Raw genomic sequence first — 18,924 nt, 5'->3', positions numbered from 1 at the left:
CGCGCATTGGCGGGGCGCTTTTCGTTGCCGACAATCCTCAGATCACGCCGAGGCTTCGCAGATAATCGTCGTAGGTGCCGCTGAAGTCGGTCACGCCCGAGTCCGACAGCTCGATGATGCGCGTCGCCAGCGAGCCGACGAACTCCCGGTCATGGCTGACGAAGATCAAGGTGCCTGGATAGTTTTCCAGCGCGAGGTTCAAGGCTTCGATGGATTCCATGTCCAGGTGGTTGGTGGGCTCATCCATCACCAGAACGTTGGGTTTTTTCAGAATCAGCTTGCCGAACAGCATGCGGCCCTGTTCACCACCCGAAATCACCCGAACGGATTTGAGAATCTCATCGTTGGAAAACAGCATGCGACCCAGCGTGCCGCGCACGACTTGTTCGCCACCCTGGGTCCACTGACCCATCCAGTCGAACAGCGACACATCATCTTCGAAGTCGTCGGCATGGTCCTGCGCGTAGTAGCCAAGATCCGCACTTTCGGTCCATTTCACCGAGCCTGCATCCGGTTGCAGTTCGCCGACCAGGGTGCGTAGCAGCGTTGTTTTTCCGATGCCGTTCGGCCCGATGATGGCGACCCGCTCACCGGCCTCGACCGTGAAGCTGAAGTTCTTGAACAGCGTCTTGCCATCGAAGCCCTTGGCCATGTTCTCCACGGTCACGGCCTGGCGATGCAGTTTCTTGGTCTGCTCGAAGCGGATGAACGGGCTGACGCGGCTCGAGGGTTTGACTTCGGCCAGCTGGATCTTGTCGATCTGCTTGGCGCGGGAGGTTGCCTGCTTGGCTTTCGAGGCGTTGGCCGAGAAGCGGCTGACGAAGGTCTGCAATTCGGCGATCTGCGCTTTCTTCTTGGCGTTGTCCGCCAGCAACTGCTCGCGCGATTGGGTGGCCGCCGTCATGTACTCATCGTAGTTGCCAGGGAACAGCCGCAGCTCACCGTAATCGAGGTCGGCCATGTGTGTGCACACGCTGTTCAGGAAGTGCCGGTCGTGGGAAATGATGATCATGGTGCTGTTACGCGCCGTGAGGATATTTTCCAGCCAACGGATGGTGTTGATATCCAGGTGGTTGGTCGGCTCGTCGAGCAGCAGCACTTCCGGATCGGAGAACAGCGCCTGAGCCAGCAGCACGCGCAGTTTCCAACCCGGTGCCACTTCGCTCATCGGGCCAAAATGTTGTTCCAGCGGGATACCCAGCCCCAGCAGCAATTCGCCGGCACGGGATTCGGCGGTGTAGCCATCCATCTCGGCGAATTCTGTCTCCAGCTCGGCGACGGCCATGCCGTCTTCCTCGCTCATTTCCGGTAGCGAGTAGATGCGCTCGCGCTCGGCCTTGACCTTCCAGAGCTCCTCATGACCCATGATCACTGTGTCGATGACGTTGAAATCTTCGTAGGCGAACTGGTCCTGGCGCAGCTTACCCAGGCGCACATTGGGTTCGAGCATGACCTGGCCGGCAGAAGGTTCCAGATCGCCACCAAGAATTTTCATGAAAGTCGACTTGCCGCAGCCGTTGGCGCCGATCAGGCCGTAGCGATTGCCGTTGCCGAACTTGACAGAGACATTTTCGAAAAGCGGCTTGGCGCCGAACTGCATGGTGATGTTAGCGGTGGAGATCAAAGCGGTGTCCTGGGGTTTCGGAGGAGGGTCGCCGCGCGACCCAGGCGCGACCAAGCCCGGTCAGCTGACCGGTACTAGAAAGCGTTTGCGTAAAAAGGGCGTGCATTGTAGTGCGGTTGGCGCCGATTCGACAGGGTCTCGGGTCGTTCGGATGTCAGGAACGATGAATAGCGGCCGATCAACCCGAGTGGGCATGACGCGCAAGGCGTCACAATCGTTGAACGCGGAACATCGGGCGGAGCACCGTGCCTGATTTCCAAGGTGCAGTGCAATACGTGCTGAATATGGTTGATCGGGCCACGTGCCAGTCGAGACACAGCTCCTGTCAGTGACGGCAGGAGCCAATTCAACGCAATAATCTGGGCGAGCGACCTCACGATTGCTTGTGGTCGCAGTTGATGCGGCTTATTGCTCCGCCGCGGACATGCACCATCCATGATCAGTCGCGAGAGCCACCGCAACGGTGGTCGTGGCCGCAATCCTATTACGCTTATCAACGCCGATCTCGCGGCGCAGCTTGAATCATATCCGGCCAGAACTACTGTAAAAAAACCATCTCAGGCGGTGGATGCATCAGGAAATCGCGGTGAGAGATGTTCCAGGCGTAGGCGCCTGCCAGCGGGAATACCAGCAGATCGCCAACGCCCAACGCCGCTACAGCTTGCTCTCGCGAAAGCACATCTTTCGGGGTGCAGAGTTGGCCCACCAGGGTCACCTTGGTATTTTCCAATGCTGCTGGCCCATCACCTCGAATAATCTCGAACGGATGGTCGTGACCTTGAGCCGCGGGCGTGCGGAAATGATGCGTGCCGCCTCGAGCGACGGCAAAGTACAGGCCGTGGTTGCGCTTGATGTCCAGCACCTGCATGACGTAATAGCCACAGCTGGCAGCGATGAAACGGCCTATCTCAAATCGAATGCGCACCCCGCACATGGCCTCCTCGTCGATCAGAGCCGCAAGCGCCTGGCAGAACGCTCTCCAATCGAAGGAGCGCTCCGGGTCTTGGTAGTTGATGCCCATGCCGCCACCGACGTTCAAGGTCGGCAGTTGAAGGCCGTGCCGGTCAGTAATCTTGTGAAAGAAGCGAAAATATTCACGCATCAGCTTCAGATGAGCCTGGGTGTCGAGCTGATGGGAGAGCAGGTGGAAATGCAGCCCCTGAAGCTCCAGGAAAGGCTCCGCGGCCAGCAGTGAGAACGCCTCTTCCATGGCTTCTTCATCGAGCCCGAAAGGGGTGGGTTTACCCCCCATCACCAGCCGGCTATCGGGCGCTTCTTCAAGCTTGACGTTGAGGCGCAGGAACACCGGCGCAGGATTTCCAAGGAGCTTGGCTTGAATGGCAAGACGGCGCAGTTCGCCGAGGCTTTCTACATGAAAAGCCGCTACGCCGCAGTCCAGAGCCGCAGCCAGTTCGCTATCCAGCTTGCCGGGACCACCAAAAATCAGTGGTTTGTCAGGATGGTGCTGATAGAGCCAACGCAGCTCTCCACCAGAGGCCGCTTCAAACCCATCCACCCAAGGCGCCAGGGTCTGCAGAATCGGTGCTTCGGGGTTAGCCTTGGCTGCGTAAAAAAGCTCGCAATTCGCTGGCAGCACCGCCCGCATGGCTCGAATGTGTGCTTCCAACGCTGGCAGATCGTAGACATAAGCGCACAAAGGGTCCGCGCTTTTACGGCTCAGCTCGGTAATGGCCTGCCGGACGGATGAAGGCAAGCTCATCGGCAGTGCTCCACGCTTACGCCAAACGGGTTGGGCAGGGCGGTATAGCCCGCGTCGCGATCGGCGCGCATCAGTAGTCGCGTCATGAAATTTTCCTTGCTCGGTAACGGTGCGCCGGCGCACAGCTCGCGTAGCGGTAAAGGGTCGCCGTGAACGAGGCGTTGCGCCTCCAAAATTTCACCGGCGGCTCGCCAGAGTTGCTTTTCAAGTGAGGCTTGTCCGTCAGCCAGGTGGAATATCGCCTCGCCCAGATTGTTCACCAGAGCGCAGTAAGCGACCCGTTTCCAGGCCTTGTCTTTGGTGTAATAGAGCGACTGCCGGGTGCGCTGATCGAGGTGGGCGAGGCGCTCGGAGGGCCAATATTCCGGCACCAGCTTGGTACCCTCCAAATCCCGAATCCAGACGCGGTCGGGCAGACCCTGATCGTCGAATCCGATCAGGGTATTTTGCAGATGTGGCTCCAGCGCTACGCCATGTTCGAACAGGCAGAAAAGAACACCGGCGAGCAGTCGTTCGGCATACGCCCGCAGCCAGCGTTCGGCGGCCTGCTGATGGTTGATGCCCTGGTGCGCGGCGCACTGCATGACTGCTTCGCGACAGACGCTATGGCCGTGGAGGGTCCAGGTGAACAGCGACATCGCGACACGCGGTCGATGCCGCAAACGGGTGGCTGGGTCGAGGTTCTCCCGGTAGAGGATTCCGAAGCATTCGGTCACCTCGCGGGCTTCTTCGAGTGTGCCGAAAGCTGATAGATCCAGGCTGCTTGCGGATGGCTCAGGCATCAATGCAAAGTCTGGTTGTTCCCGGTCGAGGCTGTGCATGAGCGGCGTTAGTAGGTCGGTTAACGCAACGGCACTGTCCAGCTCGTACCATGCGTTTTTGCGCACACAATTGGTCAACCGTACGTGCACCGACAGCTTTAGAAAATGCGATAAATCCGGGTGATATAGCGTGCGTACCGAGGACGTCGGGTGAAGCTCGAGCCCACGCGGCCCCAGGTATTCCAGCAATCCCTCCTGGCATACTCGCTGCACCAACGGGTCAGCCAGCACCCGCTGAACTTCCCAGGGATGGCAGGGGTAGAGGTGCTCGCCGCCGGCGATTTGGGTAAGCAGCGGGCGCGGGTCGCGGCCCTGATGGCGTATCAGCGTCGGATCGACCCGGAACCAATGCAGCGCAAAGCATGCGCCGACTTCCGGCGAGCACGCCAGCAGCTCGGTTTCGGATACGCCATCACGGCTCTTGGGTGTCGGGTGCAGGGCGTGCCCCCAGACCTGGCCCTGCTCGGACTGCAACAGGCTGTCCCGATGTTCATGGCCCGCAGAGGCGATGTGCTGCAGGAAGACGCGGGTGATGCGAAGGCTATTGTCGATCTGCTGCAGTAGTTCCGGGTGTTTTTCTTGGCCTTCCAACGGTGCCAGTAACAATCGCGCCAGGCCATCCAGATCGAGCGGGCGCCAGCCTTGGCCATCGGTCTTGATATAAGGAGGGCTGACGAACCGGCAGCGACCCAGGGCGCTGGTTCGGTCGGCTATCAATATCATTCGTCCGCCGCCAGGTAGCTGGATACCGACCCGGTGGCCGGCAAGTTGGCGCAGGCCCATCGGGACGTCCCTCGTCTGGTAATCGAAGATAGCCTGGCCACGTGGCAGTGCATATTCGCGCAGATAGCAATTGACCAGACAATCGATGGCGTGGCGCTGGGCGTCGACGTCCAATGCGCGGTCGCGTGGAGAAAAATTCAACGCTACAGTCATGCCGGAAGCTCCTGTTGAGGGGCGACGAGAGGGCGCGCCAATGCCAACGCGGCGAGCGTGGCCAGGCATGCGACGAGAAAGGGAGAGGCCACGCCATGGACGTGAGTGACCAAACCGGCGGCAACGCCAGCCAGAGCCCCGGCCCACTTGCCGCTGGCGTCATACCAGCCAAACAGGCGTCCGCTGGCGCCTTGCTGGCGACGCTGGCTCAGGCAGCGGTGCAGGCCGACGAAGCAGAGCAGCATGCCCAGCCCGCCAATCAGGCGGAGCAGCATTAACAGCTCGGCCTGCTGCACCATGAATTGCAGAAGGTTGCTCAGAGCCAAAAGTGCCAGGCCTGGAACAAGCGCATTGCCGACGCGCTGCTGGGCCCAAGGCAGAGCCAGCAGATAGACGAGATGGGGCAGGCTATAGAGCAGCCCGATCATCGCATCGCTTTCGACTCCAACGGACTCGCCATACAGCACGAAATAGGGAAAGGTCACGACCATGCTGAAGCTGAACAGAAACTGCACGCAGAGCAGACGCCACATGTCGTTCGGAAGCTCACCCGCCGGTGGCGTCTTGCTGGTACTGCTGAGCAGACGGGGCGCATCGGCAGGCAAGGGCAGGATCAGCAGCAGCGCGAGGAGCGGTAGCCAGGTCAGGTAACGGTACAGCTCGATGCCTAGCCCCCGTGTGGCCAGCAGACCGATTACGACGGGCGCTGTGAGCATCGCCAGGCGCGCTGAGTATTGCGTCCAGTTGAGGGCGCGGGACAAGCCTTCGCCTGTCAATTGCGTCGCAAGATAGGCATTGGATGCGGCCATGGCGCCGCCAAAGGTGCCTTGAATGACCAGCGCCAGTACGAACAGCGGCAGACTCTCGCTGAAGCCGGCCAGCAGGAAACCCAGGGCCAGCCCTGCGTGGGCGCGCAACAAGGACAGACGACACCCATGACGGTCAGCCAGCTTGCCCCAGATAGGCGCCGCTATTGCGGTGCAGACTGTTGGCAGCACATAAAGCACGCCGATCGCCCATCCCGGTACTGTCACCGCCAGATCTTCCAGGATGCGCGGCAGATACAGGGGAATGCCAAGAGCGGTGAAGGCGGAAAGGTAATGGCCGAGCAGTACCGAGGCGATCAGTCGTTGCGGCATCAGACCGGGTTCCTGAGAAAATTGGCCGCGCTGTAGCCGTAGTATTTGTTGATATCCGCCGCGCCGGACTGCTGTTTGCTGAACAGGCTACCGGCGCTTAGTAAGTACTTGACCGGAAGGTTCGGCCGGTCGATCAGCAAGTGTCGCGCCTCTGCGACGGGCAGCCCTTCACACTCCAGCCGCGCCAGGCAGGCCCACAGCCGCTCGCGCATCCAGGCATAGAACTCGGAGCGGGTCACCAGGCCGGCCATCGCGATGGCCTCCAGCGGCGCGATGATGTTGAGCTGGAGCGTGATAGTGCAGAACATCTCGGCCAGCGGCTGGCAGTCGCGGACGCGGATGCGTTCGTCCAGTAGCTGACCGGGTGCGTCCGCCAGTGCCGGACAGGCTTGCGTCAGGCGCGGCGTCCAGATCCGGCCAGCGTCGTTGTCCTTCATGAGCAGGCGCATCGGTTTGCCGCGTTCAACAACCAGCACGGCATTCTGCTGGTTGGCCTCCAGTGCGATGCCATACCCGAGCCACAAACGCAGGTGTACCTGGAACATCAGATCCAGATATTCCCCCCACCAGCGACGCAGGTCACCTTGATGGAAACGTTCCACCAGTGCTTCAAGAAACAATCGACCGTCGGGTAGGGGGCTCGCTAGTGCGGCTACGGGCACCAGCGCCGCATTCTCCAGCTCGGCTGGGTAGCGGCGCAGAATGTAAGCTAGGTGGCTTTGCCCATCCACATGAGCGCCGTGCTGCTCATCCACATGCAAGTAGCGGGACCCCAATTCGAAGTCGCTGGCCGCCAGCGTCTGGAGAATGGTTTGAAACAGGTGACCGTCATAAAGCGTGCTGGGCTTGATCAAGCGCAGATTGCGTGCGCCCAGTGTGCGGACCAATAGTGGTAGCTTAATGTGCTCGTGCGGGTACTCGATTGGCGCCACCGTACGCACCGACAGCGTTGGCTCCACCTCTAGCGCGCTGCGCGGCGCACGCACACTCCCGTCCGGTATGCCAAAGCGATCCAGCTCCGGCCAGGTCAACGGATGTACCGGGATCAGGGCGTGGGTACCCTCAAGGCTGGGTTCCAGCCCCAGCTCGTCGAAACTGGGCCAGGCGCTCGGTGGGGGACTGGTCCGTTCGAGGGTTGCCTTGGGCACTGCCAGCCAGTTCAAGCGAAAACGAGGGGCGAACTCTGGCGCGTAGCGCTCGAGTGCCTGAGCGCTAAAGCCGCTTTTTGCGCGGGCGGTGGGATAGAAGGGATGGTCCAAATAGCTGGCCAGACGATCGATGCCGAGTTGGCGCTTGCCCCACTTCGGTTCGTCTAGAATGCCGGCGATGCCTTCGGCCCTGGCGGCATAGGCTTGGTGGCACAGGCGCCGGTGTTCCACCGCGCAGTCGGCTTCCTCGATATAAGAACCGAACAGCGCAAGGCTCTCGTCGTCCAGCCCGTGGGATAGATGTTCGAGCCAGCGGTGGTATCCCTGTTCGAGTACGACAAGGTCACCGTCTCGGTATAACCAGCGGTCAGCTACGGCGCTATAGGTCTGCAAGGGCGCATCCAGGCGAACGGGTACCCACATCTCACCCTCGGTGAGATCGGCGAGGCATATCCAGACGGCAGAGGCAGGACCACGCCAATAATGCTGCAGCTCGTCCGGGAGAGCAGCGGGACGGGCCTGGTCGATCAGTCCGCGGATATTTTCGCGCAGGCAGCAATCGATGATCCGCTGACTGATCGCTGCATAATCGTTTGCGGGGCGAGGCGGGATATATTCGGCGCTCATGCAAACTCCCAATGCAGCTGTTCGCATGACTGAGCCAGATGAGCCTGCAGGCCGCCGGCATCTGGCGCGATCAAGCGCAACACGCCCAGATAGTCCTTATTGGAATGGCTGATGCGAATTTCCTCGCCAGCTTGGCGCAATGCCTGATAGTCCGTCAGGTAACCGTTCTGCTCCTGTTGAAAGCTATCGGTGGCCATGAGCAGGCGACCAGCGCGAGGTGCGATCACATAGTGCACGAGGGCCTGTGCATCGCCGTTTTGATGTTCCGCCAGGGCGTCGCCAAGATGCAGGCCCATGATCCGGTCGAACCATCCCTGTGGCAGTAGACGGTCAAGCAGAAATTCACGACCGTCACCGATGCTGCGGTAGTTGATTTCCACCAGCACAGGGCCATCAGCGGTGAGAATGAATTCACTGTGGCAGACCCCGAAGTTGATGCCGAAGGCCGCAACCTGGGCTAGCGCAGCCTGTCGGTGCATCTGGGTCAGAGGCCCGTTCCAGTGGGCTTCCAGTTCGACGAAATGCGGTGGAGCGCTGAGACTGACATCGAACCCGCCAATGGCCTGAATGCGCTGCCCATCGCCAAGGGTCTCCAGGGTGAATAGGGGGCCTTCGAGGAAGGCTTCGAGCAGCACTGCACGGTTGGGCTGACGTTGCCAGAACGCGCTGCAGTGGTCGGTCAGCTCGGCCGCATCCCGGCATAGGCGAACGTCCAGACTTGCCACCCCCTCGCGAGGTTTGGCTACCACCGGGAACGGTATGTTCGATGGGATCGTTGTGTCTGGCGTAATCACTCTGAACCATGGGCGGGGCAAGCTAAGCTGGCCCAATCGCTCACGCATGACCGCCTTGTTCTTGGCTGCGTAACACAACCTCCAACTCTTGCCGGGACAATCGAAGGCTTCAGCTACCAGCGCCGTGCTGGTTTGCAGGTGATCGCTGTTCGAAAACACCGCCAATGGCTTCTGACCGAGCGCCTGCAGGAGCTCGATTATCGCGAGTGGATTGAACACATCACACTCGTGGATCTCCAGCCCCTCAGCCGATTGGCCAAGCTTGTCCAGCTCACGCCAATGGTCCTGAGCATGATCGGTGAGCAGCAACACAGGATGACCACGCCTGCGGGCCGCGGGAAGAAACCCTTCAGTGATGGACAGTGTGGCGATGTGACTGAGGATGACGATAGGCCGCGGCATGTCGGTCTCCGAAGATAAAGGAAGTACCGCCCGGAGAGCCGGGCGGTGAGGTGGTCAGAAGCGGTAGTTGGCCCCCAGGGTCAGGGTTCGGCCGGGGGCGGGCTGACGGCCCCAGGGGCTGGTATCGATGCCGCGGAAGTAGTATTCGCGGTCGAAGAGGTTGCTCACGCCAGCGGAGGTGGTCAGAACACCATCCTGGAGCTTGAGCTCATGCTCGATCGCAGCGTTCCATACCCAGTAGGAAGGAATCTCGCCGACCGAAGCATTTGCGTTTTCCTCTGTCGTGTTTGCCGCATCGGTGTAGGCGCTGCTGACGTAGAGGCCATCGACGGAAAACGCCCAGTCTTCGGCGAAGCGATAACGACCATCCACACCCAGCTGATGGCTGGAGGCAAAGGGCACATCGTTGCCGCTGAATGCGCCCGCGCGCTGCTCGGCGTCCAGATAGGCGTAGCTGGCATGCAGGTCCAGACGGGGCATCGCAGCTGGGGTCCAGAACACTTCCGTTTCGATGCCTTGGTGGCGAGTGCTGCCCAGGTTTTCGAAGCGGTCGTTGGCACGGTTGTATTCGATCTGGTCGTCGAAATCGATGCGGTACAGGCCGACATCCAGGCGCAGGTTTTCGCGAGGGGTGAAGCGCACGCCGGTTTCGTAGTTCCAGGCAATCTCGGCTGCCACGTCACCATCCTTCACGATCGAGGTGATCTGTGGCAGGCGCAGCGATCGTTGGGCATTGGCATACAGGAACCAGTTGTCGTTGAGCGCATAGCCGACGTTCAGGCCGGGCAACCACTCCTCGGCCACGGTTTCCTGCTCGACGCCGCTTACGCCATCGGCATACTCCATGCGTGCATGCTCGTAGCGCACACCCGGGGTGACAGTCAGGCGCCCATCCAGCAGGCTGATGGCGTTGCTGATGTATGCGGCCCGGGCTTCGTCGTCGAAAGTCCAGTCGCGGATGACGCTGTATTCGCCGGTGGTGCGGTTGGTGCGGTTGACATCGAAATCGACATCCTCCTTGACCAGGCGAGCCCCAACCAGCCAGGTTTGGCTGACCTTGTCGCCATGAATGGTCATGCTCAGGCGTGGCTCGCTGCCCCATACACGGAAGTCCCGAGGCGCATCCTGTAGCGTGGCCGGCGTTGCATCGGGAGTGAAGGGCAGGCCCACGATGAAGTTGCGATAACTGTGCTGGGCGAAGTTGGTCCAGCTGAACTCCACGTCCTCGAAGGCGCCGACACTTCCCAAATACTGGCTGTAGGTGCCCCATACGCGGTCGGTGTCGCCCTCGAAGCGGTCCAGGTCACGGGTCGACTGGCGTCTGTCAGCCTTGTAATCGGCGACGCTGAGTGCGCCGGCGAGATCCATATCTGCTTTGTAGCGCTGCACACCAAAACTCAGGGCGCGCAGGTCGTCGATATCCCACTGGCCACGCAGTCGGAAATTCTGAACGTCGGTACCGGAATGCTCTCGGCCGTATTCGCCGTTGATCGTATTAAGGTCCAGTTGCAGGCCGAAGTTGTCGGTCAGGTAGCCCCCGGTACCGATATAGCTATCCCACAGACGGCGCCCGCCAGCGGCGAAGGTGACGCGCTCCTGCAAGGTGGTTTCCCAGGTTTCAGGTATCGGCGGGCTGATGAAGTTGATCACGCCACCCACGTTGTTCGGGCCGTACTGCACTGCTGCACCACCACGCACAATGTCGATGCGCTCGACGGTCGCCAGGGTCTGCGGGAACAGTGACAGGCTGGTCTGACCGTAAGGGGCCAGTGCCAGAGGAATACCATCGGAGAGTACCTGCACCCGCCCGCTGCGGCTCTCGTAGAGGCCACGTACCGACAGCTGCGGGAGAACTCCGGTGCCGGTTTCATCAAAGATCCTGATGCCGGGAACGCGTTGCAGGGCATCGTCGAGGCCGCGGGTGCTGGCCTGATCCAGCGCCTGAGCATCAACCACGCTACGGCTGCCCGCATATGTGAGCACTTCCTCGTTACTTGCCGTGCCGAGTACATCTCCTTTGATGGTCATCGGGTCGAGGGCAATCTTTTTCTCCGTCGACTCCTCGGCCAGGGATGCCTGTGCCACCGCTGCGGCTAGCAATCCGAGGGAAAAGCAGAGCTCACGGGATTTCCTAATCATTAGGGTTCATTTCCTTTTTTATGGGGTTGTCAGGGTTTGCAGCCGGCTTTTCAGGGCGTTGAGTAACAAACCGCGGTCTTCGCCAGCGAGGTAGCTGCGAACGCCTCTGGCCTTCCAGTACTGCAGTTGATCTGGATTGCGAGGGTTGGCACAGAAAGGAACATCCGCATCGGCGCAGGCATCTGCTATTTGCAGAAGGGCTTGCCAGACATCGGGATGAAGCGGGTTCGGCCCGAGCCCCAGATCGAGCGCCAGATCAAGCGCGCCCTCCAGGACCATGGCTACGCCGGGCAATTCGAGGATGGACGGCAGCGCGGCGAGGCCTGCCGCGCTTTCGATCATCGGAATGATGCGTGGCTCGCCATTGACCCGCGCGATATGGCCATCAAGCGACAGAGCACCGAACCCGGTCGCCCGCCCGCCAGTGATGCTGCGTCGACCCTGCGGCGGAAACCAGGCGGCTTCCACGGCCGTCTCGACTTCGCTTGCACTTTCGACGCGGGGCAACACGATGGCCTGAAAGCCCGCGTCGAGCGCACGTCCGATCAGCTTTGGATCGGCCGCAGGCACACGTAACCAGGCCGCAATGCCCCCGCGCTCGCATGCCCGAAGGCAGTGCATAAGTTCTTCTTCGGAGCGTAGAAGATGCTCCATGTCGAGAATGAGGAAGTGATATCCCGCCGCAGCGATCATCTCGCATAACAAGGGGGAGGGAACGGAGTTCAACAAGCCATAGACGTCCTGTCCATTACGCAGATGAGTCTGAGTGGTGAAGGGCTCTGTCATTTTTTGATCTTGTAGAAACGATATGTAAGGTGTTTGTAAACCCTAAACGATAATGTATATCGAATGCAAATGAGAATTCGAGCTGTTACTCGAGGCAGTCGATCATCGCAAGCATGAGGAGAGCGTTTTCGTGGCAGCGGGAAACAGCACAAGCCCGGCGGCAAGGCGAAAGGTGGCGCAAGAGAGAGGCAGGCGAATCGGTATCTTCGCGCGATCGGGTTATGTCACTCGGTGCTGCGTATTACCCGGGGCAAGCAGCAAACCACCAAGCTGCAAAAACCAACTGGTGATCAGGCATCGGAGCGTCGTGCTTTAGCTAGTGGCAGCTGCATATCCCATTGCCGCGCATGGCTGTGCAGGCTGTTTACTAGCGGATTTGCCGCCTGTCCTGAGCCGTCGGCTTATGAGGAGACGGCGGAACCGCTGCCTGTCAGTTAGGCTACGGTACGCAAGCTCGGGGCAGATCAGTTGATGTTGGTACAACCGCCGCGCCTGCGGCGGTCGCCTTCTGCTCTTACTGCTTTTCGATACGCGTAATGGTTGAATTCATGCCCTTCGAGGAGAATCCGAATTCGATCTGGTCCCCTGCTTTCAGCATTTTGAGCTGATCAGGCTTTGCTTTAAAGCCCATCGTCATCGACGGCCAACCCAGCGATTCGACCGGTCCGTGTGCGATGGTGACCGTCCCCTTATCCATATTCACTTTCTTTACCGTGCCAGTGGCAGTAGCGGTTTGTCCGGCCGCCTTCTGATCCATCTCCATATTCGTGCCTTGATGATCCATCGGCTTGCCGCCCATAGATTCCTTATCGGCAGCATAGGCGGCTGGTATCAGAAGGAGCGTGGCGAGGGTGATGTGCTTGATGTTCATGGATGTTCTCCAGTGAGGTTGGGTTGGTTACTTGTCGGGAAGGCACGCAATTGCCGGCGGCGCATCAGCAGGTAGGCGGCCGGCAGAACGAACAAGGAGAGCAAAGGTGCGGTGATCATTCCGCCTACCATGGGCGCGGCGATGCGGCTCATGATTTCGCTGCCGGTCCCGCTACCCCAAAGGATGGGCAGCAGACCGGCGATGATCACGGCGACAGTCATGGCCTTTGGGCGAACCCGTTGTACGGCGCCTTCGCGGATCGCGTCGAGGAGGGCGCCCTCACTTTGAGCTCCGGTATCAAGGTGCTCGGCCCAGGCATTCTTCAGGTAAAGCAACATGATCACACCGAACTCTGCGGATACCCCTGCGAGCGCGATGAAGCCGATGCCTGTCGCGACGGAGAGGTTGTATCCCAGTAAATACAGGAACCAGACGCCACCGGTCAGGGCGAATGGCAGCGTAGCCATGATGAGCAGCGCCTCGCCCAAGCGGGCAAACGTGAGGTAGAGCAAGACAAAAATGATCAGCAGAGTAGCCGGCACGACGAGCTTCAGCTTCGCGTTAGCTCGCTCCATGAATTCGAATTGGCCGGAATAGCCGATGCTCATGCCGGACTCGAGCTGCACACCTTCGCTGATCCTTTCCCTCAGATCGCCAACCACAGCCGCCATGTCGCGGCCACGGACGTCGACGTAAACCCAACCCGACAGCCTCGCGTTTTCGCTTTTGAGCATTGGCGGCCCGCCGGTCACCTGTACCTTGGCCACCGTCCCCAAGGTGATCTGACTGCCTTGCGGCGTGTAGATAGGCAGGTTGCACAGATCGGTTATCGAGTCGCGCCACTCGCGGCCATAACGCAGGTTGATCGGATACCTGGCGAGCCCTTCCACGGTTTCACCAATGGTTTGACCACCGATGGCACCGGCCACGATCGATTGCACGTCCGCGATATTCAGGCCGTAGCGTGCGGCGGCGACACGATCGATATCCACATCGATGTACCTGCCGCCGGTCAGTCGCTCCGCGAGCGCCGAACTGACCCCAGGCACCGTTTTGGCGATCTGCTCGACCGTCAGGGTCGCTTTGTCGATTTGCGCCAGGTCCGTGCCATATACCTTCACGCCTATCGGGCTCTTTATCCCCGTCGCCAGCATATCGATGCGGTTGCGAATTGGAGGGATCCAGAGATTGGCTAATCCCGGCACCTGTACGGTGCGATCCAACTCCTCAACCAGTTTTTCAGGCGTCATCCCGGGGCGCCACTGATCCTTCGGCTTGAACTGGATGGTCGTCTCGAACATTTCCAGCGGGGCGGGATCGGTCGCCGTGTCGGCCCGACCGGCCTTACCGAATACGTGTGCAACCTCTGGCACCGTCTTGATGAGTCGGTCCGTCTGCTGCAGTAACTCAGATGCCTTCTGAGCGGAGAGGCCTGGAAGCGCAGTGGGCATATAGAGGAGGTCGCCTTCATCCAGCGGTGGCAAGAACTCCCCGCCGAGACGAGAGGCGGGCCACAGACCAGTCAGAAAAACCAGAACTGCCACCAGCAGGGTCATCTTGGGCCAGCGCAGCACCGCGTCCAGGGCAGGCTTGTAGATCCAGATGAGGCCACGGTTGAGCGGGTTGTGGTGTTCGTCCGGGATCTTGCCCCGTATCCAATACCCCATGAGCACCGGAACCAGCGTGACAGACAGACCCGCAGCCGCTGCCATTGCATAGGTTTTGGTGAACGCCAGGGGGCCGAACAGGCGGCCCTCCTGTGCCTCAAGGGTGAACACTGGAATGAACGACAGCGTGATGATCAGCAGGCTGAAGAACAGTGCCGGCCCCACTTCAACAGCCGCGTCAGTAATGACCTTCCAGTGCTCTTGGCCCTTCAAAGTTGAGCCAGGATGCCGCTTGTGCCAGCCCTCGATGTGCTTGTGGGCGTTTTCGATCATGACGATTGCCGCGTCGACCATCGCTCCGATCGCGATCGCGATGCCGCCCAACGACATGATGTTTGCGTTTATGCCTTGCCGCTGCATGATGATAAAAGCGATCAGGATGCCAATCGGCAACGAAACGATGGCGACCAGAGATGAGCGCAGGTGCCACAGGAATATTGCGCAAACCAGCGCAACGACAATGAATTCCTCGATGAGCTTGTGGGTGAGGTTTTCAACGGCACTGTCGATCAGCTTGCTACGGTCGTAAGTCGTGACGATTTCGACGCCTTCGGGAAGACTCGCTTTGAGCTCATCGAGCTTGGTTTGAACCGCAGCGATCGTTTCCCGAGCGTTCTTGCCGCTACGCAGGATAACGACTCCACCGACTACCTCACCTTCGCCATCAAGCTCGGCAATACCCCTGCGCATTTCCGGGCCGAGCTGGATATGCGCAACGTCCCCTAGCGTCACAGGCACGCCGCCGTCGAGACGCAACGGAATGGCTCGAAAGTCCTTGAGTGTCTTCAGATACCCGGTCGCACGGACCATGAACTCGGTTTCTGCTAGCTCCAGAACACTCCCGCCGGTTTCACGGTTGGCCTCATCGATAGCCTGAGCGACTTGCTGCTGCGTCACGCCCCTGCTGGCCATGCGTATAGGATCCAGTACAACCTGGTACTGCTTGACCATCCCGCCTATGGGCGCTACTTCCGCCACGTTGGGCAGTGTCTTGAGCTCATAGCGCAAGAACCAATCTTGCAAAGAGCGCAGCTGCGAAAGGTCATGCCTGCCCGTACGATCCACCAACGCATATTGGTAGATCCAGCCGACACCAGTGGCGTCAGGCCCCAAGGCGGGCTTGGCAGCGGCGGGAAGCCGACTTTGCACCTGGCTGAGGTACTCCAGCACCCGCGAACGGGCCCAATAGAGGTCTGTGCCGTCCTCGAACAGGACGTACACGTAGCTATCCCCGAAGAAGGAGTAGCCGCGGACCGTCTTCGCGCCGGGGACAGACAGCATGGTGGTCGTCAGCGGGTAGGTGACCTGATTCTCGACGATCTGGGGCGCCTGCCCTGGGTATGGCGTGCGGATGATGACCTGAACGTCGGAAAGGTCCGGTAGTGCATCGACAGCGGTGTTTTTGATCGACCAGATTCCCCAGGCCACCGCAAACACGGTGGCTAAAAGGATCAGGAAGCGATTAGCCACTGACCAGCGGATGGTGGCTGCAATCATGGCTGACCCCCGAGCTTCTCGATGCGCTCGATGAGCAGCCCTTCGTCGCTTTCACGCACGCCAACACGGACGCGATCGCTGATTTGCAAGCCTGACAGCAGGGACTGGTCGGTAACCGGGAAGGGCATGGTCATCCCAGGCATGTTCAGCGTCTTGAACGGCCCATGCGACAGGCCAACCACGCCAGCTTCCAGGCTGACTATTGTCCCTTCCGCCTCGTGCAGGGTAGATACGGTGGGCGGTGCAGGCTGCTGCAAAATCTGCGCGGTCAGCCCGCGTAGGCTCGCCTCGGAATCGAGGAGGAACTGACCGGATGCCACGACCTGTTGGCCGGTTTCCAGCCCTTCCAGTATCTCCGTTTTGTCATCGAACTCTCGACCGGTGCGGACTTCAACCGGGCGGTAGCGGCCTTCGTTCTCAGCCAACATCACCAATGCGCGCCGGCCGGTGCGAATGACGGCCTCTGACGGGACCACCAGGGCCTCTTCAACGTCGCGACTCAAGGTCACGTCTGCCGTCATGCCGGGACGAAGTCGCTGTTGCGGGTTAGGCAGTTCGACCCGGACGCGCACCGTGCGGCTATTCAGGTTGGCCTGCGCCAGTACCGCCTGAACTGTTCCTTCCAGCGTTTCACCCGCAAAAGCAGGTAAGCGCGCTGTGACTGATTGCCCCGGCGCCAAATGTGCGATCTGCGCCTCTGGCACAGCGACTTCAAGCCACACCATGTTCAGTCCATTGATGCGTGCGAGAGATGCGCCGGCGGGTACGGTCATACCCTCGCGAACGTCAAGACTGTTCAGCACGCCGCCGATCGGGCTCGTTACGGTCCAGACAGGGCGTGCCTTACCGGTCCGTTCCAGCTGCGCAATGACCTCGGGCGGCATGCCAGCAAGCCGCAACCGCTGTCGGGCCGCTGCGAGCAACGGGGCTTCACCGACGCCTTTGAGCGCCAGGTACTCTTCCTGTGCCGCCGCCCACTCGGGGATAAGCAGGTCGGCCAGCGGTGCCCCTTTTTCGATGACATCCTCCGGCGCATGGCCGTAAACGCGCTCGACGAAGCCACCGGCGCGTGCCTGCACGACAGCCACGTCTCGCTCGTCGAACATCAATGCGCCTGTCGCTTCGAGCGACTGGCTAATCGATTCACGTGTTGCGGTCGCCAGACGCATACCAAGGTTCTGCGTCACGCTCGGATCGATGCTAATGGACGCCCCGTCACCGCCTTCATCGGCATAGCGAGGAACAAGGTCCATATCCATAAAGGGGGATTTGCCTGGCTCATCGAATTTCTGTTGCGGATACATGGGGTCGTACCAATAAAGCACCTCCTTTTCTTCTTCCGCTTGCGCGAACACAGAGGTAGACAGACCGACAATGCCCACAGTACCGATAATCAGCGGAAGGCTTAGGACGAGGGCCAGCCGCTTGAGTTGAAATGTCATGGTCGGGTATCTCCAAAGGCAAAATGCAGGCGGGCGTTGCTCAGCGATCGGTCGCGGGCTACGTCAATACGACGCAGGCGAGTCTCGACGAGCTGGCGGCGCGCATCGATCACAGCGGTCAGTTCGCCGGTCCCGGCGCGGTAGTCCGCCATGGCAAGGCGGACCTTATCCTCGGCGAGTGGCAGTAGGGTTTCTTCAACACGTACGAACGCGCGGTCAAGGCGCTGATATTCAGCCAGGTCGGCGGCTAGCTCCTGGTTATGCATACGCAACGCCGCTTGGCGCTGCGCCTCGATCTGTGTGAGGCGCGCTCGCTCAGCCGCGATCTTTGGATCCTGTCGAGAGCTGGTAAATAGCGGCAGGTCGAAACTGACGCTGAGGTTGACCATGTCGCCGTACTCTCTGCCACGATGCAGGTAGTCGACGCCCCAACTCCAGTCCGGTGTTTTTTCGGCTACGGCCTGGCGCACCCTGGCCTCCGCCTGTTCAGCCATCGGATCAAAAGCGAGCAGGTCTGGATGTCGCTGAAGGTTGTGCTGGTAATGATCGAAATTCTCAAGCCATTGCGGCCAAGTGCCGGTAAGTGGCTCGCTTGCCTCGTTACCGATCCAGCGGCGAAGCTCGGCCCGTGCAACGGCCTGATTGCGTAAGAGTTCGTCCTCTTGCTCAGCCAGCAATGCGGCCTCTTGCTTTGGAACCACGCTATCTGCGGCTTGGCCGCGACCACCGGCAATGCGTGCTGTGACAGCCCGCGAGAAAAGCTGGTTCTCACCATAGAGCTGTTTGAAGAGATCGAGTTTCTGCTCGACCGCGAAGGCGGCAATCCACGCCTCGGCAGTGTTTTGCCGCACTTTCAGCCGCTCAATGGTCTGTTGGATACCGGCGAGCGCCACATCGGCTTCCGCCGACTCGACACGCGCACGCCTTTTCGCTCGATTAGGTACGTCTTGCATGACCCCGATCATCTGCATGGTCATGAAGTCTTCATCCAGCCGCCAACGTTGCTCGCCTTCAATGGGCACGTTTTGCAAGCCAAGTTTCAGCTTTGGGTCCGGTAGTTCACCTGCTGGAATGGTTGCGCTACGCGCTGCCTCTAGGTTGGCCCGTTGAGCATTGAGTGATGGTGCTTCTTGCTCGGCCAGGCTCAGCGCCTGCTCCAAGGCAAGAGCGCAAGCGGACCCAGGCAGGGCAAAAGCGCCCGTCAAAAGGGCGGCCGCAATGGCAGCAGCCCGCAAATTTTGGGGTTTCATGGTCAGAATTCCTGATCTTCCATGCGCGCCAGAGGCGCGCAAATCCCGCCCAGATCTCTAC

12 protein-coding genes are annotated in these 18,924 nt (G+C 60.2%); all 12 read right to left on the bottom strand.

What is annotated here, in order from left to right:
• Positions 1-37 precede the first annotated feature (37 nt).
• The 12 genes from DQ405_RS07985 to DQ405_RS07930 all read right to left on the bottom strand — a co-directional run bounded on the left by DQ405_RS07985 (position 38) and on the right by DQ405_RS07930 (position 18,863).
• Positions 38-1,624, bottom strand: coding sequence for an ABC-F family ATPase (locus DQ405_RS07985; protein WP_168423701.1), 1,587 nt, complete (start codon positions 1,622-1,624; stop codon positions 38-40).
• A 538-nt stretch (positions 1,625-2,162) separates the two neighbouring features.
• Positions 2,163-3,344 (bottom strand): type III PLP-dependent enzyme, encoded by a 1,182-nt coding sequence (locus DQ405_RS07980; protein WP_168423700.1) that lies wholly within the window; start codon positions 3,342-3,344, stop codon positions 2,163-2,165.
• Complete coding sequence (locus tag DQ405_RS07975; protein WP_168423699.1) at positions 3,341-5,101, bottom strand: IucA/IucC family protein; 1,761 nt, start codon at positions 5,099-5,101, stop codon at positions 3,341-3,343. Before DQ405_RS07975 ends, DQ405_RS07980 begins: the two co-directional genes overlap by 4 nt.
• Entirely contained in the window at positions 5,098-6,240 is a 1,143-nt protein-coding gene (locus DQ405_RS07970) for an MFS transporter (protein ID WP_168423698.1), read from the bottom strand. Before DQ405_RS07970 ends, DQ405_RS07975 begins: the two co-directional genes overlap by 4 nt.
• Complete coding sequence (locus DQ405_RS07965; protein ID WP_168423697.1) at positions 6,240-8,015, bottom strand: IucA/IucC family protein; 1,776 nt, start codon at positions 8,013-8,015, stop codon at positions 6,240-6,242. The genes DQ405_RS07970 and DQ405_RS07965 overlap by 1 nt, the downstream gene beginning before the upstream one ends.
• Positions 8,012-9,211: an ATP-grasp domain-containing protein gene (locus DQ405_RS07960; RefSeq protein ID WP_168423696.1), complete on the bottom strand. Its 1,200-nt coding sequence runs from the start codon at positions 9,209-9,211 to the stop codon at positions 8,012-8,014. Before DQ405_RS07960 ends, DQ405_RS07965 begins: the two co-directional genes overlap by 4 nt.
• Positions 9,212-9,265: 54 nt before the next feature.
• Complete coding sequence (locus tag DQ405_RS07955; RefSeq protein WP_168423695.1) at positions 9,266-11,350, bottom strand: TonB-dependent receptor family protein; 2,085 nt, start codon at positions 11,348-11,350, stop codon at positions 9,266-9,268.
• An 18-nt stretch (positions 11,351-11,368) separates the two neighbouring features.
• Positions 11,369-12,136, bottom strand: a complete 768-nt coding sequence (locus tag DQ405_RS07950) for an HpcH/HpaI aldolase family protein (RefSeq protein ID WP_168423694.1) — start codon at positions 12,134-12,136, stop codon at positions 11,369-11,371.
• 514 nt (positions 12,137-12,650) lie between these two features.
• Positions 12,651-13,007, bottom strand: coding sequence for a copper-binding protein (locus DQ405_RS07945; RefSeq protein ID WP_168423693.1), 357 nt, complete (start codon positions 13,005-13,007; stop codon positions 12,651-12,653).
• A complete protein-coding gene (locus tag DQ405_RS07940) occupies positions 13,004-16,171 on the bottom strand; it encodes an efflux RND transporter permease subunit (protein WP_168423692.1) in 3,168 nt (1,055 codons plus the stop codon). The genes DQ405_RS07945 and DQ405_RS07940 overlap by 4 nt, the downstream gene beginning before the upstream one ends.
• Positions 16,168-17,613 (bottom strand): efflux RND transporter periplasmic adaptor subunit, encoded by a 1,446-nt coding sequence (locus tag DQ405_RS07935; protein WP_168423691.1) that lies wholly within the window; start codon positions 17,611-17,613, stop codon positions 16,168-16,170. The genes DQ405_RS07940 and DQ405_RS07935 overlap by 4 nt, the downstream gene beginning before the upstream one ends.
• Positions 17,610-18,863, bottom strand: coding sequence for a TolC family protein (locus DQ405_RS07930; RefSeq protein WP_168423690.1), 1,254 nt, complete (start codon positions 18,861-18,863; stop codon positions 17,610-17,612). The genes DQ405_RS07935 and DQ405_RS07930 overlap by 4 nt, the downstream gene beginning before the upstream one ends.
• Positions 18,864-18,924 lie beyond the last annotated feature (61 nt).

The organism is Pseudomonas sp. SST3, from assembly GCF_003325755.1.
This window is presented reverse-complemented; position numbering and strand designations above follow the sequence as displayed.